This window comes from Mesorhizobium sp. f-mel (genome assembly GCF_053850215.1).
The window spans coordinates 489,916-510,338 of record NZ_JBSPTO010000001.1 but is presented as its reverse complement, the minus strand read 5'-3'; the positions used below and the strand labels follow the sequence as shown (position 1 = coordinate 510,338).

Below are 20,423 nucleotides of genomic sequence, written 5' to 3'. Positions count from 1 at the left end.
ATGTCACAGAAGGTTGCCGAGCTCCTGTCGCGGCTGGAAAAACGGCTGGACAGATCAGCGATCGTTTCGGCCGACGAGGCCGGACCGCGTTACAGGGAAGATCCCGACGGCAAGACCGGCGCACTGCCGGAGTTCGTGCTGCGTCCGCGCAGGACCGGCGAGGTGTCGAACATACTGCGCCTGTGCAACGAGGCGCGGCAGAGGCTGGTCGTCCAGGGTGGCCGAACCGGGCTTGCCGGTGCGGCTCGCATCCAGCCCGGCGAAGCGGTGCTGTCGCTGGAGCGCATGACGGCGATCGAGCCGCCCGACCGCGAGGCGGCAACGATCGTCGCCGAGGCCGGCGCACCACTACAGATGGTGCAGGACGCGGCCGATACCGCCGGCTTGCTGTTCGGCGTCGACATCGGCGCGCGCGGCACGGCCACGGTCGGCGGCAATGTCGCCACCAATGCCGGCGGTGTCCGGGTGCTGCGCTACGGCATGTACCGCGCGCAGGTGCTCGGCCTGGAAGCGGTACTTGCCGATGGCAGCATCCTGACGTCGCTCAAGGGCTTGTCCAAAGACAATTCCGGCTATGATCTCAACCAGCTCTTCATTGGCAGCGAAGGCACGCTGGGCGTCGTCACGCGCGCCTGCCTGCGGCTGCACCCGAAGCCGGCCACCGAGGTCAACGCCTTCTGCGCACTTGCGTCGCTCGACGCGGCGATCGCGCTGCTTGCGCTGCTCAGGCAGAAGCTCGGACCCCTGCTCTCGGCCTATGAAGTGAATTTCGCGCCGCTCTATGGCGCCATGGTCGCCGGCATGGATGCGCCGGCGCCGCTGCCCGTCGGCTCGCCCGTCTATGTGCTGGCCGAGATACAGGGCAGCGAGCCCGACCGCGACGGCGAACGTTTTGCCGATGTGCTGATGCAGGCCGTTGAAGACGGCATGATCGATGACGTGGTCGTCTCGCAGTCACCGCGTGAATTCCGCGCACTCTGGGCGGTGCGAGAGGACGCCAATCGCTTCCTGTTTTCGATAAAAGGCCTGATCGGCGTCGACATCAGCATCCCGTTGGCGCGGATGGGGACTTTCCTGAAGGAAGCGGAAGCTGCGATCCAGGCCATCGACCGCAACGCCGACATCTATGTCTTTGGCCACCTCGGCGATGGCAATCTGCACTATCAGGTTCGCACCCTGGATCCGGCGGCGGCGTATGACATCATCTATCGCAGCGTGGCTGCGGCCGGCGGAGGCGTCTCGGCCGAACATGGCATCGGCCTCGACAAGAAGGAATGGCTGCACCTGGTGCGCAGCGATGCCGAGATCGCCGCCATGCGGCGCTTGAAAGCAGCGTTCGATCCGAACAATATCCTCAATACCGGGCGGGTCTTCGACCTCTCACCGGGGGGCTACCATACGTGACGTGCCGCCCCAATGAGGCTGGAAATCGACGGCCGGTAGCGCTGGCCGGGTGCTGAGTCTAACCGCCCATGCGCTTCAACCGCGCATGCGCCACCGCAATACGGGCGGCAAGCGCGGCGTTGTTGCGGACCAGCGCGATATTGGCCTTCAGGCTGCGACCCTGCGAAAGCTCGTTGATGCGGGCGAGCAGGAACGGCGTCAGTTCCTTGCGCCCGATGCCGCGTTTCTCGGCCTCTGCCACCGCTGCCGTGATCGTGCCGTCGATGAAGGCCGGATCGAGCGCATCCACTTCCGGAATTGGATTGGCGACCAGGATGCCGGTGCCCGAGCCGATCTGCTCGTGCAGCAGCATGGCCTGCGCAATGTCCTCGGCCGTATCGAGGCGGTGATCGGCTTTCAGTCCGCTGGAGCGCGTATAGAAGGCCGGAAAATCGTCGCTCTGACAGGCAATCACCGGCACGCGCTGGGTCTCCAGATATTCCAGCGTTTTTGCAATGTCGAGGATCGATTTTACGCCGGCGCAGACGACGGTCGTGCCGGTCTGGCCGAGTTCGGTCAGGTCGGCCGAGATATCGAAAGTGGCCTCGGCGCCACGATGCACGCCGCCGACGCCGCCGGTCGCGAAAATGCCGATGCCGGCGAGTGCGGCGATCCGCATCGTCGCCGAAACCGTGGTTCCGGCCGAGCCGCCGCCCACCATGATGGCGGCGAGGTCGCGCCCGGAGGCCTTGACCACGTCTTTTGCCGCTGCCAGCTGCTCCAGCTCACGGTCATCGAGCCCGACTTTGATCTTGCCGGCGACCACCGCGATCGTGGCAGGCACAGCACCGTTCTCGCGCACCACGGTTTCGACGCCGCGCGCTGTCTCCAGATTGGCCGGATAGGGCATGCCATGGGTGATGATCGTCGATTCCAGCGCCACCACCGCGCGGCCTTCCCGGAGTGCTGCGGCGACTTTGTCATTCAGGTGGAGAAGGGAAGGTTTCATCGTCATTTCGCTTTCAGGGTTGGCTCGCGTTCAGGCGGGAATGCGGTACATGCCGGCGGTGAGGAAGCGCGGCGACAGATCGGGATGAACGCTGGATTCGCTCTCGGTGGTCAGCGTGGCGAGCAGCGCGCCGGTGCGCGCAGCGTGAGGAACGGGATCTCCCGAAAGCACCTTGTACAAGGTGCCGGCAATCATCGCGTCGCCGGCGCCAGTGATATCGACGGCGCGGGCCGGGACGGAGCGCATCGTCGACACACCATTTTCGGTCGCCACCGCAAATCCATGCGCGCCCATGGTCACGATCACTTCGCTGGCGCCAGCGTCGCGCAAAGCGGCCGCAGCCTCCTTCGGCTTCAGCCGCTTGTCGGCATCGATGATGCCAAGCATCATGTTGGCCTCGTCGTGGTTGGTGAACAAGAGGTCGATGCCGGTCAGGTCCTTCGGCAGGCGCGCCGATTTCGGCGACGACACCGTGTCGACGGCGAGCTTGAAGCGCGCGCCCTGCTTGCGCGACATCAGCGCGGCGATCGTTGCGGCCGGCAGGTTGCAGTCGATGAACACCCATGTCGCCGAAGCAAGATGCGGCCAGAAACGGTCGAGATAGGACGGCGAAAACAGATCGAAAATCTCCATGTCAGCGATGCCGAGGACGAGATCGTTGTTGAGATCGAGGATGGCCGCATATTCCGCCGTCGGCCGCTCCGTGGTGGTGATGACCTGGCTGACGTCAGCGCCGAGATCCCGCAGATGCCGCACCAGCGAACGCCCGGTTTCATCGTCGCCAACAATCGAGACGAAGCTTACGTTGACGCCGAGGCGGACAAGGTTCTCGGCGACGTTGCGGGCGACGCCGCCGAAGCTGCGATAACCGTCGACCGGGTTCGACGTCTCGAAGATCAGATCCTTCTTGGCGTGGTACTTGCGGTCCAGGACGGCGCCGCCGATGCAGATCATGCGCTTGGAGGCCGGCAACACATAGCCGCGACCGAGAATGTAGCCCTTGTTGACGAGCTGCACGATGTGGGCCGCGACGGTCGAGCGGGCAATGCCGAGCGCGGTCGCTATGTCCTGCTGGCCGGCGAAGGGGTTCGCCGCGATGAGATCCAGAACCGCCTGTTCCTGTGCTCCAAGGTTGTCCATCGTCTCACCCGGTCCGTCGAATTCATGGCTGACGTTGATCAACTACAGACGGTCTTGTCAACATTTGTTTGGAGCGAGTGAAGGTCCGTCACTGCTGGTACTGGTCGACGCTTGGCGCCGCATCACATTACTTATTGCCGACGGTAAGAACTTTGAAAGCAAGCGGATGAGCGAACAGGAGTTGATGTCGGAGCTGGAACGGTTGGTTTCCGAGGACCGGAACCCGAAGACGATGGATATCGACCTGCTGCCAACCATCGAGATCCTGCGCAAGATCAATGACGAGGACAGCGGCGTTCCGGCCGCTGTCGAGAAAGTCATTCCGGAAATCGCTGCCGCGGTAGACCGGATCGTTAGTGCGTTTCAAAAAGGCGCGCGGCTTGTCTACATCGGCGCCGGCACGAGCGGCCGGTTGGGAGTTCTCGACGCCTCGGAGTGTCCACCGACATTCGGTCTGCCCGAGGACATGGTGCTCGGCCTGATCGCGGGCGGCCCCAAAGCGCTGATGCGGGCTGCGGAAGGCGCCGAGGATGATCCGCAACAAGGCATGAAGGCACTGCAGGACATCAAGTTGACCGCCGACGATGTGGTGGTCGGCATCGCGGTCAGCGGCCGCACGCCTTATGTGATCGGCGGTTTGACCTACGCAAAGCAGGTGGGAGCGACGACAGTGGCGCTCTCCTGCAATCCCAGATCGACCATTGCCGGCATTGCCGACATTGCCATCTCTCCGTTTGTCGGCCCCGAGGTTCTCGCCGGCTCGACCCGGCTGAAGTCGGGAACCGCGCAAAAGCTGGTTCTCAACATGCTGACGACAGCCAGCATGATTCGGATCGGCAAGAGCTATCAGAACCTGATGGTCGACCTTAATCCCAGCAACAAGAAACTCGTCGCCAGGGCGGTTGGGATCGTGATGCAGACCACCGGCTGCACAGCGCAGCAGGCACGACAGGCGCTCGACCAGACCGGCAAAGACGTGAAGCTGGCGATCCTGGTGACAATCACCGGCATGAGCGTCAAAGAGGCGCGGCAAGCCCTCGACAATGCGGGAGGATTCCTGCGAAAGGCGATAGGCGAAAAGCCTGTGTGAGGATGAGGGCTGGCGGCGGCCGGCTGTGCAGGGACGGTCGGGCATACCGCTTTACCGGCATCGGACTGTGGATCGACCTCGACAAAGGCAAGGCATGGACCTTGCTCGCCAAACGGATCCATCCGACACATCATTCAACAGCGGAATCGCTTCGCCAATCGGTCGGCGATCTCGCCAATGGAGCCTAACAAATCATGATTGCGAAAAGTGACCAGCCAATCTGGGCCGTCGGCCTGATGACCGGCACCGTCCTCGACGGCAATATCGACGTCGCGCTGATCAAGACCGATGGCGAGCGGATCGCGGATTTCGGCACCTACACGCTGGCACCCTACCCCAGGTCGATCCGGACCCTGCTGGAGGAGACGCTGGATCAGGCCAGGGTGTGGAATTTCACCGGACCGGAGCCGGCGATCTTTCGCGAAGCTGAAGAAGCGCTGACGCGCGCCCAGTCAGCGGCGGTCAAGGACCTGGTCGAAAGCTATGGATTGAAGATGGCCGATATCGGGGTCGTCGGCTTCCATGGCCAGACCGTGCTGCATCGTGCTCCGCAAGTCGGCCGGCCCGGCCAGACCCGCCAGCTCGGCGATGGCGAGTTGATGCATGCCATCCTGGATACAAAAATTGCCTACGACTTCCGCTCGGCCGACATGCGCGCCGGCGGGCAAGGGGCGCCGCTGTCCGCGGCCTATCACGCCGCGCTGCTACGCGATGCCGACGCCAGCGGCGACACGGCCGTTCTCAATCTCGGCGGCGTCGCCAACGTCACGTGGTGGGATGGCAAGGACAATGTCGTTGCCTTCGACACCGGACCGGCCAATGCGCCGTTGAACGATTTCATCAAGTCCAAAGGGCTCGGCGAAATGGACCGCGACGGCGCGCTGGCCCGCGCCGGCACTGTCGACGAAGCGCGGCTGGCCAAGCTCTTGCAGCATCCCTATCTGGCCAAGCCCTATCCAAAGTCGCTGGACCGGTTCGACTTCGGCGCAGCCATGGCGGATGGGATGAGCGCTGAGGATGGCGCTGCACTGCTGACGGCCTTCACCGCCGCCGCCGTCGGCAAAGCGCTCGACCTCCTGCCACACCGGCCGAAGCGGCTTGTTGTCAGCGGTGGCGGCCGCCACAACCCGACGATCATGGCCATGCTCGCCAGCCGTGCCGGTGTCGAAGCCGTGCCGGCGGAGGCGCTCAGCTGGAAGGGTGACGCGGTGGAGGCGGAATGCTTTGCCTTCCTTGCGGTTCGCGTGCTCAGGGGCCTGCCGATCAGCTTCCCGACCACCACTGGTGTGCCACAGCCGATGCGCGGCGGACGCCTCGCCGGCTAATCAAGCCGACAATTCTTCTACAGGAAGACGCGGCTGCGGCCGACGGGAAGATCGGGAAGCACGCCGAAAGGCCGATAACCCCGACGCTCATAGACCTTGACCGCCTGGGGATTGAACGTCTCGATCAGCCGCGTGGCTCCGCGACTACACGGACCGCGGCGAACGCCACACCGCCGCTGAGGCCGCGACCAGCATGAGCAACGCTGCGACCACGGCCGATGCCGCAAAACCAAAGCTGGAATAAAGCGGTCCGAAGGCCGTGGTTCCGACAAACACCGCGCTATAGGTCACGGCGCTGTTCAGACCCATGATCGTGCCGCGCCGCGCCGGATCGAGCGCCGAGAGGCGCATCACCAGGACGTTCAGTCCAAAATGATTGGCAAGACCCCAGGCCGCCACCATCGCGATGGTCAGATGGAAGCTGCCGCCTGCCGCGGCCAGCGCGACATAGACGACCGCAACGAGCAGATAGGCGAACGGCATGACGCGTCGCGCGCCAAGCCGATCGATCACGCCGTCGAGAAGCGCCGCCATGCCGAAGCCGGCGCCATAGGCGAGCGCGGCCAAGCCGTTGGCGCTGACCGGCCGTCCCAAGCCATTGTGAAGATGATCGCCGAGATAGCCGTAGACACCGTAGAAGGCGGTCATGAAGGCGCCGCAGGCGACCAGAAGCGGCACTATGCCGGGCACCGCCAAAGCGCCGAGCGGCGTCGGCGCCGGGCCGCTTTTCCTGACATCGCTCAGCGACGTCAGCGTAAGACCGGTCAATGCGAGCGCCGCAAGGACCGCTACCGCCGCAAAAACAGCGCGCCAATGCACGAGGTCGGCAAGCACCGCCGATAATGAGACGCCGGCCACCATGCTGAGGGTCCATCCGGTCAGCACGACGCCGATCGTCCCGCTTTCGCGGCCAGGCGGCGCAATCGCGGCCGAGCTGGCATAGATTGCCGGCATGGCGACACCGGCAGCGATGCCGGCGAGAAGCTGGGCCGCAACCAGCGTCGTTACCGTCGGCGCGGCAGCGCTGGAGACAAGTGCTATCGCCAGCAGCAGCAACGCCCCTTGCAGCATGCGGCGGGCGCCGAGCCGATCGATATAGCGCGCCAGGAACAAGGCGCTTGCCGACGTGCCAAGACCGAACGCAGCGGACGCGATCATGACGGCCGGCACGCTCGTCGTAAACGACCCGGCCACTGCCGGTGCTATCGGACCGAGGACCAGCGAGTTGGAGCCGATCACGCCTATGCACCCGGTCAGCAGATAAGCGAGCGCCGGGATAGGAGGCCTTGCCGTCAAAGTTGCGACTTGATCACTGTTCGACATGCGGTGATAATCGCCGTATTAAATTCTGTATCAATAAGGAACTTCATTATGGATGAAGAAACAGATGGCGTTCCGCAGAACCGGCCTGCTGCCCGCGATGTTGACGCAACCGACCGAAAGATATTAGGCGTTCTGGTCGATGACGCCACGATCAGCTATGCCGAGCTCGGTGATCGCGTCGGCCTGTCGCCGCCGGCAGCGCATGAACGGGTGAAGCGGCTTCGGCGCAGCGGCGCCATCCGCAACACCGCGGCGATCATCGATCCCAAGGCGGTGCGCAAGCCGTTGCTCGCTTTCGTGCACATCGACACCAAGGGTTGGGGAAAGACCCCCGAACTGATGGCGATTTCCGAGCACCCCGAAGTCGAGGAGATTCATTCGGTGGCCGGCGACACATGCATGCTGATCAAGGTCCGCACCGAGGACACTCGGGCGCTCGAAGGCCTGCTGTCGCGGCTTTACGAAACGCCCGGCGTCACCTCGACACGAAGCTACGTGGTTCTGTCGACCTATCTCGAGCGGCCGGTGCAGCCCGGGATCACGACAGAATGGCCGTCGCCCCGGCACATGGCCAAGCCGCTGTATTAGTTCAAACGATCTTCACGCGCGTATCCAAAATCGAACCGGGAACGTCTTAGCTATCGGGTGCCTTGTCACGATCGAGGGACCGGTTCGTTCGCCGGTTCTCGATCATGACGGGAAGGCCTGCTGCGCAACCGGAGACGTGCAATGAGAAAATTGATCGTGGGCAGCTTCATCTCGCTGGATGGCGTCATCGAGGCACCAATGGACTGGGCTTCGCCCTTCTTCGACGAAGAAGCCAGGGAGCATTCTTACCAAAAGGCTGGCGAGGCGGATTTTTTCCTGCTCGGTCGCGTGACCTATGAAATGTTTTCGGCGCGCTGGCCGCAGGTCAAGGGTAGCAAGTATATGGATCGCATGAACGGGCTGAAGAAGCTTGTCGCATCACGCAGCCTCAAAGACGTGAGCTGGAACGCGTCGCTGATCGAGGGTGATGTCGCCGCCGAAATCGCTAGGATCAAGCAGCAGGCCGGCGGGGACATACTGAAATATGGGGTGAGCAATCTCGACCAGACGCTGCTCGCCAACAAGCTTGTCGACGAGTATCAGCTCTCCATCGTGCCCACCCGTGTGGGCCATGGCAAACGCGCTTTCGAGGATATCGACCCGTCCCTGGTCAAGCTGGAGCTTGTGAACACGCACCGGTTCAAGAACGGCGTCATCACGCTGACCTATATCCCACGGTGATCCGTCTCTGGATATTGATACCATGAAGATGCAGCCAAGAATCGATCCAACCGGGCTTTTTGACGTCCGCTACGCCGCGTTCCTGGAGACGGTCGCACATTTGCGCGGACGGCTGCACCGCTACTGTGCACGCATGACAGGTTCGACGCTCGACGGCGAAGACGTCATGCAGGAGGCCCTGTTCGAAGCCTATCGGAAGATCGAGAAGCTTGACGATCCGAGCGCTCTTCGCCCTTGGCTGTTTCGCATTGCGCATAATCGTTGCATCGATTTCCTGCGAAGCAGACAAGCGCGCGAGCGTGCGGAGGCCAATTTCGTCGAAAACGAAATCATCCTGCCGGTCGAGCCGCCGGGCCAGGGCGCCGATCGCGCGATCGAACGGCTGGTGATCCACCTGCCGCCCAAGGAACGCGCCTGCGTCCTGCTCAAGGATGTATTCGACTATTCGCTGGAAGAGATCGCCGGCCTCGTCGGCTCGACCGTGGGTGGCGTCAAGGCGGCGTTGAGCCGTGGACGCTCCAAGCTGGCGATGCTGCCAAACGAACCAGACGTCCGTTCGGAGTCCCAGCGCAATGCCGAGCTTTCAAAATTGCTCAACCGCTATGTCGAGCTTTTCAATCGCCGTGACTGGGATGGCGTGCGGGCGTTGACCAGCGCCGATGCCCAATTGCGGGTCGCGGATTGCTTCAAGGGCCAGTTGTTGGAATCGCCCTATTTTGTCGAGTATGAAAACGCCCAAATGACCTGGAAGATGATGACTGGCGAGATCGATGGCGAAGCGGTGCTGCTCGTGCTCCACCGCGGCGAAGGCGGTTGGAAACCAGCCCATCCGGTTCGGATCGAAGCGATCGACGGGGTCATAAACCGCATTGCCGATTATTACGCCTGTCCCTGGATAATGCCGGCGGCCAGAGCGGTGTTCGTTTCCATCCCCAACCAACCGGGCGCATGCCCGGGCAACAAACGGGACGATGCAAGTGTCCGGCATCAACCCTAGTGAAATGATGCCGGACAAGACATAGGCGCCTTACTGAAGCTTCGCCTGCAGGGCGTTGACGTCATCCGTGGTCATCTCGCCGTCGGTCGTCACCTTTCCGTCGACGATCTTCCAGAGGCGAAACGGGCCGGTGATGTCGCCGTACCTGTCGAATGCGACCGGGCCGATGACGCCTTCGTAACGGATCGGCTTGCCATCCTTGATCAGGCCGAGCGCCTTGGCGAACTCGTCCTTGCCGGCATAGATCGGCGTGCCGGCCGGATCGACCGCCTTGTAGATCGCGTCCTTGATCTTGGCCGGATCCTCGGAACCAGCAATGGCTATGGCCAACCCGACGATGGCGCCGGCATCATAGGACCGGTCGGCTGCCGGGTTCGATGGTTCGATACCGGAAAATTCCTTGTAGTTCTTGGTGAAATATTCGGTCGATGCGGTCGGGCTGGTGCCCGACGAAGTGCCATAGGCGTCCTTCAGGTAATCGGCGCCGACGGATTCGATGAAGTCCGGGCTGTTCATGCCGTCATTGAGCAGAAATTTCTGGACGCCGCCTTGCGAAATCCAGGTGCGGGCGATGGTTGCGCCGTCGACAGGCGTGCTGACGAGATAAAGCCCGTCCGGCTCGCCTGATATCGCCGCGGTCACTTCCGAGGCATAGCTCGACTGCTTTTCATTGTAAGGCGTGTCGGAGACGATGGTGCCGCCGAGCGCCTTATAGGCGCGCGAGAATTCGGCCACCATGTTGACGCCGAAGTCGTTGTTGACGTGGATGACCGACAGCTTCTTGAAGCCCTTGTCGATGGCATATTTGGCGGCGGCGACGCCCTGCAGCGCATCCGAGGTGATGGTACGGAAGAAGATGCCGTTGGTCTTGCCGTCGCGCCCGAGCGCCGTCAGCGTCGGCGACGAGGAAGCGGGCGACACCTGGACGATCTTGGCCGGAGCGGTGACCGAGGTCAGGATCGGGATCGACACCGAGGAGATGATGCCGCCGATGATCACCGGCACCTTCTTGACCTGCACAAGCTGGGTCGCGGCGTCGACCGCAATGTTGCCCTGGCTCTGGCTGTCGCGCGTGTCGGTCGCGAGATCGCAACCGCGAACGCCGCCGGCGGCGTTGATATCGCGGAAGGCCATCTCGACCGATTTGGCGCCGGCTTGGCCGTATTCGCCGGCCGGGCCAGTCAGTTCCATGACGAGGCCAACGGTGATCTTGCAATCGGCGGCTTGCGCTGCACCTGCTGCCGTCAGCAGAGCTAGCGCGGTGGTGATCAGAAGTATCATCTTTGTCATTGTTGTTCCCCTTTCGTCACACGACTCTGGTTCAATTCATGTCTTGAGCCTGTTCAGCCTTCCGGCATCTGCAGCCAGGTTTCATGCAGATGCCGCCATTCAACGCCGTTGGGCGCCGATGAACTGGTGGTGAAAACGGCGCTCGAGCGACGACGGCTGTGCTTGCCGGCGCGCTGCTGTGCCTCGACGTAGCTGATGACGATCGTGTCGCCGGCCTGCCAGCCGGCCCGGATATCCTCGATCGAGATGGCGAAATCGCCGTCACAGGTGGCGCGGCTTGCCTTGATATGATCGAGCACCGCCTTACGATCGAGGACCTGCCCGCTCGGCGCGACCATGCAGAAGCCGTCACCCATGACGCGTTCGAAGCGGCTGAAATCCACCCTGTCGGCGCTCGCCCTGTCGAACCAGTCGACGAAGAAGCGATGCAGATCGACGATCTCTGCGCTTGCGCGTGAAAGCAGAGAGGGCTTCTCGTTCATGGCCGAGCTCATTTTCTTCCGGCGTTCAAATTGTAGTGCATAATCGAGCCATGGCGACCGTGGCGGTCGCGCTCCAATGTATAGACGTCGCCCAGAGGCCCGCTGCTTTGCGCGATCACTGCGGCGATCCGCGCCCGGTCCTCGGCATCGAGCGCGACGTCCATGATCCCGGCATTGGCAAGGGCGTGCGCCTGGTTGCGAGCGCCGACGATGACGGCCGCCACTTGCGGCTGCTCCAGCACCCAGGCGCTGGCGATGGTGGCGATGTCGACGCCGTGGCGGTCGGCGACCGCCTTCAATGCCCACAGCAGTTCCTGGAAGAGATCCCAGCCGCCGAAATCATCGATGATTAGCTTGTATTTGACCAGCGACCGGTTTTCGAGCGGCGGCGTCTGCGGCTCGGCGACATCAAGCCATCTCTCGCTGAGGAAGCCGCCCGCCACCGAACCGTAGCAGAGGAGACTGACGCCGTTCTGGCCGGCAAGTGTTGCAAGGCTGTTGGCCGGCCGCTGATCGAGCACGGAATATTGCAGCTGCTGGCTGACCAGCGGCACGCCGGCCGCTAGGATCTCGGCCAAATGCGGCGTGTCGAAATTGGTGGCGCCGACGTTGCGCACCTTGCCCTCCAAGCGGAGGTCGTTGAGCCAGCCCATCGCATCGACGTAACCGGGCACTGCATAATCCCACCAGTGGAACTGCACGAGATCGAGCCGTTCGGTCTTCAGCCGCCGCAGCGACTGGTCGACGATGCCTCTCACATAGTCGCGGCTGATATTCGCAAGCCTTTCCAAGTCAGGCACCAGCTTGGTGTGCACCTTCATTTTGGTGGCGGCGTCGAGACCACGCTCACTGGCCAGCCGCAGCCGCGCCGCACCGATCAGTTCCTCGACGCCGGTATAGATATCGGCGCAATCATAGGTCCTGATGCCGGCGTCGAAGGTGGCGATCAGGTCGGTCACCGCCTGTTCGCGGTCGATTGCGCCGTGTCCGCCGGCAAGCTGCCAGCCGCCGCGAATGACGCGCGAGATCGTATAGCCCGGGCTGAGCTCGAAGGACTTTTCGGTCATCTCTGGTCATTCTCCTTCGGCAGCGGCACCGCCGTGGTCTCGGCATGGCTGAACCGCCGCTTCCCAGTCCTGATGATCCTCAGCCGGCTGGCGCAATTGGGATCGGGACAGGCGATCTCGGCATCCGACGTCATCCAGTCGTTCCTGTGGGTCGGGCGCTGTTTTGCCGCGAGCAGCGGCAACACAGCTGATATCGAATAGATCGAAAAACCCTGCCCCGCCGGCATCGACAGCATCTCGCCCTTGAGCTCGAAATAATCGCCTGATTTGGCGCCGCAATAGATCGGCTTGCCCTCGGGGATAACCGCCTCGACGCGAAGGTCGAAAAGTTCGAAACTGTCGTCGCTCTCAGCCATTCAGATCTCCACCCGGGTGAAGGTGATTTCGCAAGCGCCGTTGCGGCGGATCACGCCGCAGGCGACGGCGAACCGGTCGCGCTCCTCGGGACGCACCTGCGCGACCACGCTTCCGGCAAGCCAGCCGATCGGGAACAGCAGACGCGCACCCTGGCCATAAAACAGGCCGATGTCGAATATCGCATTCGGACTGCCGCCCCACATGCGCGGCGGCACGTAGGATAGCACGATGTCGCCCGGCTGCGGCGTCAACGTTGCATTCTCCGCCGGCAACGGCCTGGCATAGGCTTGGCCCTCAATATCCGCTGATGGAACCGGGCAGGAGATTTCCGGCCCTGTCCACATCGCGTGGATGCCGGCAACGACGCGCGGCTGCTCGAGATAGGCCAGCAGGAAAGCAGCGTTCTCGGGCGCCTTTTCAGGCAACAGAAGCGCCGTCACGGACAGCTTTGAGCGTGGCTCGGCGATGCTGATGGCAAGCGTCATGCCCTCAATCTTTCCTATTGGCGGATTGAAGCTTGTCGCGCAGGAAAGCGAAGGGCCGGCTGATGTCGGCCACCAGCGCCTCGCGCGCTGCTTTGGCATCCTGCCTTGCAAGCGCTGCGACAATGCTGCGGTGATAGTGGGCGGTATCGACCTCGCCGGCATCCGAAAAGGCGTAGATGGCGACGCGGATACAGGGTCCGGATTGTAGCCACAGGCTCTCGATCATCGGGATCAACACGGCGGAGCCGCAGCAACGGTAGATCTCAAAGTGGAAGCTCTGGTTGAGCGTCGCCTCGCGGTCGATATCCTTTTTGTGCTTTAACGCCCGCATCTCGTCCCACTCGCCGAGCATGGCTTCGACCGAAGCAATCTGGCGCGGATTCATGCGCGTGGCGGCCAGCGCGATCGCTTCGCCCTCGATCAGGGAGCGGGCGCGCAAGAGATCGTCGATACGCTCCAGCGTGATCGGCGGCACGCGCACGGAACGGTTGGGAAGCGCCTCCAGCGCCTTTTCCGTGATCAGCCGTCCGAGCGCCTCACGCACCGGCATGGTGCTGGTGACCAGCGCGTCGGCGAGGCCGCGGATCGTCAAAACCTGGCTCGGCTCGAAAAGGCCGCCGATCAAGGCCCGGCGCAACTCCGAATAGACGCGATCCTGCACGGTTTCGCGGCCGACTGGCGTAAGCTGGGCTGCGACCACCTCGTTGTTCTTTTCGATGACGGCCTTCTGCATGGGCAGTCCCGCTCTTGGCCCGTTTTCGGCTTGCGGAAGAAATTAAAGCCGAATAGCGTGATCAAAGCAAGTGTGATCACAAATCAAACCAGAAGGCGGCGACGATCGCTTTCGGCCCGAGGGTTCCATGAGTGACACAATCGCACAACAGCGGGCGGACACCCGTACGCCGGTTCTGACGGCCAGAAACGTCGTCCGGCGCTTCGGCGGCCTCGTCGCGGTCAACAATGTCTCGTTCGACGTCCAGCCGGGTGAAATACTCGGCCTCATCGGCCCGAACGGCGCCGGCAAGACGACGATGTTCGACCTGCTGGCCGGCAGCATCCTGCCGACCAGTGGCGACATCCTTCTCAACGGCACACTGGTATCGGGAGAGGCAGCGCATCGCCGCATCGGCCGCGGCCTTGGCCGCACATTCCAGATCCCCCGGCCCTTGCCCAACCTGACGCTGATCGAAAACGTCATGCTGGCCGCGCAGGGGCAGGCCGGGGAAAGACTGCTCGCCAATTTCCTGACGCCACGGCGGGTCGCCGCCGAGGAGCGGGCGGCCGAGACGAAAGCCATCGAGCTGCTCGAGCTCGTCACGCTCGCCCGCCTGGCGCACGAGCCGGCGCGTGTGCTTTCCGGTGGCCAGCGCAAGCTGCTCGAACTCGCCCGCGTCATGATGGCCGACCCGGCGATCATCCTGCTCGACGAACCGGCGGCCGGCGTCAATGCGACGTTGCTCGAAGTCATCATCGATCGCATCCGCGACATCAACGCCCGCGGCATTACTTTCCTGCTGATCGAGCACAATATCGACATGGTGACGCGGCTCTGCCACCGGGTGCTAGTCATGGCGAGCGGCCAGCTCCTGTGCGAAGGCACGCCCGATGAGGTGGCGCGCGATCCACGCGTCATCGAGGCCTATCTCGGAGGCGCGGCATGAGCCAAACGGTTCTCGATGTCCGCGATCTCGAAGCCGGCTACGAGCCAGGCGTCCCGATCGTGCGCGGCGCCTCAATCACCGTCGACAAGGGCGAGATCGTTGTCGTTCTCGGCCCCAACGGCGCCGGCAAGTCGACCTTGATCAAGGCGATCGCCGGCCTTGTCCCGATCACCGGCGGCACGGTCCTGCTGGACGGCAAGGATATCACCGCGGCGCCCGCCCATATCATGGTCCGCCTCGGCCTTGCCTTCGTGCCGCAGACCGAAAACATCTTCCCCTTGATGTCGGTCGAGGACAATCTGAAGGTTGCCTGCGGCATCCTGATGCCGCGCGAGACCCCTGCGCGCATCGAGGAAATGTATGCGGCCTTTCCCGACCTCGTCCGTCAGCGCAAAACCGCCGCCGGAAACCTCTCGGGCGGACAGCGGCAGATGCTGGCCGTTGCCCGGGCATTGATCGTTCATCCCAAGGTGCTGGTGCTCGACGAGCCGTCGGCCGGCCTGTCGCCGAAAATCGTGTCGATGGTATTCGAGATGCTGGCCGGTATACGCGAATCCGGCGTCACCATTCTGCTGGTCGAACAGAACGCCAAGGCAGCACTTGCCATCGGCGATCGCGCCTATGTGCTGGTCGAGGGCAAGGACCGGCACGAGGGCGTCGCCTCCGAGCTCTGGAACGATTCGGTCGTCGCCGAACTCTATCTTGGTCAGCGCCGTCTCGATCCCGGAAGAGACCGGCACTCGGGCAAAGGAAGCGCGGCATGAACCTGCAATTTGTCGTCGACGGACTGCTGGCAGGTTCGATGATCGGCCTCGGCGCCATCGGCGTGACGCTCACCTATTCGATCCTGCGCTTCTCGAACTTCGCGCATGGCGACTTCATGGCCTGGGGCGCCTATGCGACGCTCGCCGTCGTCGGCGCCATCGGCGCGATGTTCGGCAAGATCGCGCCGATGGCTCCCCTGTCCTTCGGCTGGCCGCTGATCGCCGCGGTAATCGTCGGCATGGCGATCACCGGCCTGCTGGCGCTGCTGCTCGACATGATGCTTTTCGCGCGGCTGCGGGCCAAGGGCCAGGCGATCATTGTGGTGATGGCGAGCTTCGGCGCCTCGATGGCGCTGAGAAGCCTGCTCGAATTCATCTTCAGCTCGCGTCCGACCTATTTCAGCCGGGCCATCCAGATCGCCATGCCGGTCGGCTTCGGCATTCGCGTCACTCCCGACCAGATCGCGCTGCTGCTGCTGACCGCCGTGCTCGTGCTCGGCGTGCATCTGTTGATGACCCGCACCCAGACCGGCCGTTCCATGCAGGCACTGAGCCAGAATGCGGCCTTGGCGCGCATTGTCGGCATCGACGTCGCCAAGATCGTGCGCGTCACCTGGATCATTGGCGGAGCGCTAGCCTGCGTCGCCGGCGTGATGATCGGCATTCTCATCCAGATCCGTCCATTCATGGGTTTCGACATGCTGCTGCCGATGTTCGCGGCCGCCATCCTCGGCGGCATCGGCAGCGTGCCTGGCGCTGTTCTCGGCGGATTGATCATCGGTATGGCCGAAGCCGGCGCAGTGCAGTTGGTCGGCGCCGAATGGCGCGCTGCCGTCTCCTTCATCATCCTGATGTCCGTGCTGTTCGTGCGGCCTATCGGCCTTTTCGGAGTGAGAGAACGCTGATGGATCTGCTCGGCTATGGCGCTTTCTTCCTGACGACCGCACTGATCTTTTCGCTCGTCACGCTCGGGCTCAACCTGCAATGGGGGCTCACCGGCCTTTTCAATGTCGGACTCGCGGGCTTCGTTGCCATCGGCGCCTACACGTCGGCACTGCTGACCACGCCCGACGATGCTGCGCGCCTGGGCGGCTTCGGCCTGCCGATCCTTGTCGGCTGGCTCGGCGCCATGCTGGTGGGCGGCATCGCCGCCGCGATTACCGGCATTGCCACGCTGCGCCTGAGATCGGACTATCTGGCGATCACCACCTTCGGCGTTGCCGTCGTCGTGCAGCTGGTGGCGCTTAATGCCCAGAAGCTGACGGGCGGCCCGTTCGGCATCGGCTTCATTCCGCGTCCTTTCGGCGGCCTCGCCGAAACGCCTTTGCTGTTCAACCTGTCGAACCTTGCCGTCGTTTCGGTGGTGACGCTGATCGCCTATCTCGCGCTGGAGCATCTGTCGCGCAGCCCGTGGGGGCGCGTGTTGAAGGCGCTTCGCGAGGATGAGCGGGCAGCGATATCCCTGGGGAAAAGCGCACGCTTCTACCGCGTTCAGGCCTTTGCCGTGGGCGGTGCCATCATGGCACTGGCCGGCGCGTTGCACGCGCATTTCACCGGCTTCATCGCTCCGGACAATTATTTGCCGGCGCTGACTTTCCAGGTCTGGGTGATGCTGATCGTCGGCGGCTCGGGCAGCAACATCGGCGCCGTCATCGGCAGCATTCTTGTCTGGGCGATATGGGCCGGATCGGGAGCCTTAACGAGCGTGTTGTTTTCGCCGGAACAGCAGGCCCGCGCCGCCTCGCTGCAGATCGTCGCCATCGGCGTGATGCTGTGCGTCATTCTTCTGGTCAGGCCGAACGGCCTGTTTGGCGACAGGCCGTGGCGGCCAAGATTCGGCAAGCGTGTCCGAGTGGCTACGGGTGAGAGCGGAACAGCGTCATGATCGAGGTTGCCGGGTCTTCCGGCGTTTCTCTCTGGCACGCCGTCAGCCGCAATCGCCGTGACCGGCCTACCCTCGAAGGCGCACTCGATGTCGACCTGGCGATTGTCGGCGGCGGGTTCTCAGGCCTTTCCACCGCGCTGCATACCGCCGAAAAAGGCATCTCGGTCGCCGTCCTCGAAGCGGAAATCATCGCCTGGGGCGCGACCGGCAGGAATGCCGGCTTCGTCGTGCCGAATTTCGCGAAAAGAGACCCCGACGATATCGCTGCCGAGCTCGGACCCGAACGCGGCGAACGCCTTGTCGAGTTCGCCACCGGCAGCGCCGACCTCGTCTTCGACCTGATCAGGCGGCACGGCATCGAATGCGACGCAGACCAGAGCGGATGGATACAACCGGCCCATTCGCAGGCCGCTCTCGAAAAAACCAGGTCGCGCGCCGAACAATGGGCAAGACGCGGAAGAGCGACTGTTACGCTGGACAGGCAGGAAACCGAAGATCTGACCGGCATTCGGGGTTATCCCGGCGGCTGGATGGACCCGTCGGGCGGTGTCCTCAATCCGGTCGAATACGCACGCGGCCTCGCTGACGCGGCGGAAAAGGCCGGAGCCCGCATCTTCGAGCATACGCGCGTTGCATCGATCGATCGCAACGGGGATGGCTGGGCTTTGAAGATGGAATCGGGTTCGGTGTGTGCTGGAAAGGTGCTGATTGCCACCAACGCCTATGGCGGACCACTGAACCGCGCGCTGCAGCGAACCTACTTTCCTCTGAAAATCTTCCAGATCGCGACGGCTCCGCTGCCGCGCGAATACCGCACTTACCTGCTTCCAGGCGGGCAAGGCGTCGGCGACACCAGACGCAATCTTTTCACCGTCCGCTTCGATAGCGAAAACCGGCTGATAACCGGCGGCATGCATAGTCTTGGTCCCGGCGCCGACGCGCGGGTGCCGCATGCGATCTGGCGTCGGCTTGCAAAACACCTCGATCTCCCGGAAATCCCGCCGCTCGCCTACAGCTGGTCGGGGATGGCCGCCGTCGAGCCCGACTTCCTTCCGCACCTCGTGGATCTCGGGCCTGGCCTGATCGCGGGCTTTGCCTGCAACGGACGTGGCATTGCCATGACGACGACCATGGGCAAGGTGCTCGCGGATTGGGCTGATGGAACAAAGCCTCAGGATTTACCGCTGCCATTTGCGCCGCCGTCGCCGATACCGCTTCACGGCCTGATGCGGCATGCGCCAAACATGCTGCTTCCCCTAAGCATCCTGCGCGACCGGCTGGATGAGGGCCGCTAGTCGATGTCTCAACCAAGCTCCAAGGTCGTTATCGCAAAGACCCCTGACTGCGCGAGCTGCGGCGCCTTTCCCTTGTACATTCGAGCCGTTTCGAAGCCCGGCTGAAGGTCGGCGGACGACAGCAAAGCTGCAAATTGTCCGCTGGTCTCGGGAACGTCGAGATGGACATTTCCGGATCCGGAGGAGTTGGCTAGCGCGACAAAGAGACGGCTTGCCGCGTCCAGGCTGTTGGAAAAGAGCGGACCGATCTTGCAACCGTCCCGGCACTGGCGCGCGACGCCGTACCCCGCAATGGCGCCCTCCTCGAGGATCGCAAGTGCCATGTGCGGCGGGCGCAGCCAGTGGTTCAGGAAGGATCGCCTCGAAGCCGGAAAGAATCGGCGGTCATAGTCCAGGACATCCGCGATGAGTTCCGGGCCTATGACGCAAATGCCGCTGTCGGTGGCTGCCGGGACATTCGGCGCTCCAACGAACCGGATCGTCCGGTGGACCGGCGCAAAACCCATGCTGCGATAGTTGGCCTGCTGTTCGACGACGCCATCGAGGCCGATCGTGCGGTTGCCGAGCCGCGCCATGCCGGCGTCCCAGACCGCCTTGCCATGGCCCTCGCCGCGCCTGTCCGGCCGACAGATGTAGAGGCCGATGAAGCCGAAATCGCCGCCATAGGCCACAGCCGAAATGCCGGCGACCATCTCGCCATTGACGAAGGCGCCGATGAAGCCCTCGGGATCCGCTGCCTGGAACGCCACGGCATCGCCGAGGCCGGGATTCCAGCCCTCCGCTGCCGCCCAGTCGACGAGGATTTCCACTTCTTCAAGTGCGAGCGTTCTGATCGTTCGGCGCATTGCGATCACTCGGCGGCAACAGAACCGGGGGCGAAGGATTTCAATGCGCCACGATAGGGCTTTGCGAGCGGGTTTGCATAGGCGCCGCGCTTGGACGTCGACAGGCCAAGCGCGACGAGTGCCTCGGCTTGCTTGACCGCCGCGCCGACGCCGTCGATGACCGGAACGCCGAACTCCCGCTGCAGCTCGGCGGCGAGGTCGGCCATGCCGGCACAGCCGAGCACGATGGCCTCGGCGCGATCCTCCTCGAGCGCGCGCGCGATCTCGCCGCGCAGTTTCAGGATCGCGTCCGACGCCGGGTCTTCGAGGGCAAGAACCGGAACGTCGGCGGCGCGCACGCGCGCCCGCCCGGCCATGCCGTAGCGCTGCACCAGCCCTTCGACCGGCACCCGCGAGCGCTCGGTCGTGGTGACGACGGTGAAGCGCTGGGCGATGAACGAGGCCGTGCTGAGTGCTGCCTCGCAAATGCCGATGACCGGCATGTTGGCCATGGCGCGCGCGGCATCGAGGCCGGTGTCGTCGAAACAGGCGATGATCGCGGCCTGCGCGCCCGACCGTTCGCCCGCGGCGATCTCGACCAGCAGGCCCGGCACCGCGAGCGCCTCGTCGTAGTAGCCTTCGATCGAAACTGGCCCCATCGACGAGGTCACGGCGACGATTTCCGTCTCGGCGCCGGCGACCAACCGCGCCGCCGCTGCAATGGTTTCGGTCATGCTGGCGGTGGTGTTCGGATTGACAACGAGGATTTGCACTGCG

The 20,423-nt window shown here is 63.5% G+C and carries 22 protein-coding genes; 11 read left to right on the top strand and 11 right to left on the bottom strand.

The features are described from left to right. On the top strand, positions 1 to 1,404 hold the full coding sequence (locus tag ACWUKX_RS02410; protein ID WP_456003452.1) for an FAD-binding oxidoreductase: 1,404 nt from the start codon (positions 1 to 3) through the stop codon (positions 1,402 to 1,404). Positions 1,405 to 1,462: 58 nt separating this feature from the next. Here ACWUKX_RS02410 and ACWUKX_RS02405 read toward each other — a convergent pair whose 3' ends face one another. Both ACWUKX_RS02405 and ACWUKX_RS02400 read right to left on the bottom strand, forming a co-directional pair. Continuing rightward, complete coding sequence (locus tag ACWUKX_RS02405; protein ID WP_456003450.1) at positions 1,463 to 2,392, bottom strand: pseudouridine-5'-phosphate glycosidase; 930 nt, start codon at positions 2,390 to 2,392, stop codon at positions 1,463 to 1,465. Between the two features lie 30 nt (positions 2,393 to 2,422). Next, positions 2,423 to 3,532 carry a carbohydrate kinase gene (locus ACWUKX_RS02400; protein ID WP_456003447.1) on the bottom strand — a complete coding sequence of 370 codons (1,110 nt, stop codon included), beginning with the start codon at positions 3,530 to 3,532 and terminating at the stop codon, positions 2,423 to 2,425. A gap of 166 nt (positions 3,533 to 3,698) precedes the next feature. Between ACWUKX_RS02400 and murQ the strand changes: the two genes are divergently transcribed. Further along, complete coding sequence (gene murQ / locus ACWUKX_RS02395) at positions 3,699 to 4,622, top strand: N-acetylmuramic acid 6-phosphate etherase (protein ID WP_456003444.1); 924 nt, start codon at positions 3,699 to 3,701, stop codon at positions 4,620 to 4,622. Between the two features lie 194 nt (positions 4,623 to 4,816). Then, the gene (locus tag ACWUKX_RS02390) at positions 4,817 to 5,947 is read left to right on the top strand and encodes an anhydro-N-acetylmuramic acid kinase (protein ID WP_456003442.1); all 1,131 of its coding nucleotides are present in this window, start codon (positions 4,817 to 4,819) and stop codon (positions 5,945 to 5,947) included. Positions 5,948 to 6,091: 144 nt separating this feature from the next. On the opposite strand, the gene ACWUKX_RS02385 is transcribed toward ACWUKX_RS02390, so the two are convergent. Continuing rightward, entirely contained in the window at positions 6,092 to 7,270 is a 1,179-nt protein-coding gene (locus tag ACWUKX_RS02385; protein ID WP_456003439.1) for an MFS transporter, read from the bottom strand. Positions 7,271 to 7,318: 48 nt separating this feature from the next. On the opposite strand from ACWUKX_RS02385, the gene ACWUKX_RS02380 reads away from it, so the two are divergent. From ACWUKX_RS02380 to ACWUKX_RS02370, 3 genes are all read left to right on the top strand, one after another. After that, positions 7,319 to 7,858, top strand: coding sequence for an Lrp/AsnC family transcriptional regulator (locus ACWUKX_RS02380; protein WP_065008381.1), 540 nt, complete (start codon positions 7,319 to 7,321; stop codon positions 7,856 to 7,858). Positions 7,859 to 7,999: 141 nt separating this feature from the next. Beyond that, on the top strand, positions 8,000 to 8,539 hold the full coding sequence (locus ACWUKX_RS02375; RefSeq protein WP_456003436.1) for a dihydrofolate reductase family protein: 540 nt from the start codon (positions 8,000 to 8,002) through the stop codon (positions 8,537 to 8,539). 22 nt (positions 8,540 to 8,561) lie between these two features. Then, entirely contained in the window at positions 8,562 to 9,536 is a 975-nt protein-coding gene (locus ACWUKX_RS02370) for a sigma-70 family RNA polymerase sigma factor (protein ID WP_456003433.1), read from the top strand. Between the two features lie 30 nt (positions 9,537 to 9,566). Here ACWUKX_RS02370 and ACWUKX_RS02365 read toward each other — a convergent pair whose 3' ends face one another. From ACWUKX_RS02365 to ACWUKX_RS02340, 6 genes are read right to left on the bottom strand one after another with little or no spacing between them, the layout of a single operon-like run. Then, the gene (locus tag ACWUKX_RS02365; RefSeq protein WP_456003430.1) at positions 9,567 to 10,826 is read right to left on the bottom strand and encodes an ABC transporter substrate-binding protein; all 1,260 of its coding nucleotides are present in this window, start codon (positions 10,824 to 10,826) and stop codon (positions 9,567 to 9,569) included. A 53-nt stretch (positions 10,827 to 10,879) separates the two neighbouring features. Further along, complete coding sequence (locus ACWUKX_RS02360; RefSeq protein WP_095520816.1) at positions 10,880 to 11,308, bottom strand: DUF4440 domain-containing protein; 429 nt, start codon at positions 11,306 to 11,308, stop codon at positions 10,880 to 10,882. Positions 11,309 to 11,316: 8 nt separating this feature from the next. Then, positions 11,317 to 12,375, bottom strand: coding sequence for an aldo/keto reductase (locus ACWUKX_RS02355; protein WP_456003428.1), 1,059 nt, complete (start codon positions 12,373 to 12,375; stop codon positions 11,317 to 11,319). Further along, positions 12,372 to 12,731: a TIGR04076 family protein gene (locus ACWUKX_RS02350; protein WP_287336540.1), complete on the bottom strand. Its 360-nt coding sequence runs from the start codon at positions 12,729 to 12,731 to the stop codon at positions 12,372 to 12,374. The genes ACWUKX_RS02355 and ACWUKX_RS02350 overlap by 4 nt, the downstream gene beginning before the upstream one ends. Further along, positions 12,732 to 13,217 carry a DUF3830 family protein gene (locus tag ACWUKX_RS02345; RefSeq protein ID WP_456003426.1) on the bottom strand — a complete coding sequence of 162 codons (486 nt, stop codon included), beginning with the start codon at positions 13,215 to 13,217 and terminating at the stop codon, positions 12,732 to 12,734. 4 nt (positions 13,218 to 13,221) lie between these two features. After that, entirely contained in the window at positions 13,222 to 13,950 is a 729-nt protein-coding gene (locus ACWUKX_RS02340) for a GntR family transcriptional regulator (protein ID WP_287094275.1), read from the bottom strand. A gap of 127 nt (positions 13,951 to 14,077) precedes the next feature. Between ACWUKX_RS02340 and ACWUKX_RS02335 the strand changes: the two genes are divergently transcribed. Genes ACWUKX_RS02335 through ACWUKX_RS02315 form a run of 5 tightly spaced genes read left to right on the top strand, consistent with a single transcriptional unit; the run spans position 14,078 to position 18,822 of the window. After that, on the top strand, positions 14,078 to 14,878 hold the full coding sequence (locus tag ACWUKX_RS02335) for an ABC transporter ATP-binding protein (RefSeq protein WP_456003424.1): 801 nt from the start codon (positions 14,078 to 14,080) through the stop codon (positions 14,876 to 14,878). Then, a complete protein-coding gene (locus ACWUKX_RS02330; protein WP_456003422.1) occupies positions 14,875 to 15,642 on the top strand; it encodes a branched-chain amino acid ABC transporter ATP-binding protein in 768 nt (255 codons plus the stop codon). Before ACWUKX_RS02335 ends, ACWUKX_RS02330 begins: the two co-directional genes overlap by 4 nt. Continuing rightward, positions 15,639 to 16,547 (top strand): branched-chain amino acid ABC transporter permease, encoded by a 909-nt coding sequence (locus tag ACWUKX_RS02325; RefSeq protein WP_095520808.1) that lies wholly within the window; start codon positions 15,639 to 15,641, stop codon positions 16,545 to 16,547. Before ACWUKX_RS02330 ends, ACWUKX_RS02325 begins: the two co-directional genes overlap by 4 nt. Further along, a complete protein-coding gene (locus ACWUKX_RS02320) occupies positions 16,544 to 17,527 on the top strand; it encodes a branched-chain amino acid ABC transporter permease (RefSeq protein WP_456004073.1) in 984 nt (327 codons plus the stop codon). The genes ACWUKX_RS02325 and ACWUKX_RS02320 overlap by 4 nt, the downstream gene beginning before the upstream one ends. Beyond that, positions 17,524 to 18,822 (top strand): NAD(P)/FAD-dependent oxidoreductase, encoded by a 1,299-nt coding sequence (locus ACWUKX_RS02315; RefSeq protein WP_456003420.1) that lies wholly within the window; start codon positions 17,524 to 17,526, stop codon positions 18,820 to 18,822. The genes ACWUKX_RS02320 and ACWUKX_RS02315 overlap by 4 nt, the downstream gene beginning before the upstream one ends. An 8-nt stretch (positions 18,823 to 18,830) precedes the next feature. Here the strand turns inward: ACWUKX_RS02315 and ACWUKX_RS02310 are convergent, their stop codons facing one another. Together ACWUKX_RS02310 and ACWUKX_RS02305 are read right to left on the bottom strand one after the other, a co-directional pair. Continuing rightward, a complete protein-coding gene (locus ACWUKX_RS02310; protein ID WP_456003418.1) occupies positions 18,831 to 19,667 on the bottom strand; it encodes a GNAT family N-acetyltransferase in 837 nt (278 codons plus the stop codon). A 5-nt stretch (positions 19,668 to 19,672) separates the two neighbouring features. Beyond that, positions 19,673 to 20,419, bottom strand: coding sequence for an aspartate/glutamate racemase family protein (locus ACWUKX_RS02305; RefSeq protein ID WP_456003416.1), 747 nt, complete (start codon positions 20,417 to 20,419; stop codon positions 19,673 to 19,675). Positions 20,420 to 20,423 lie beyond the last annotated feature (4 nt).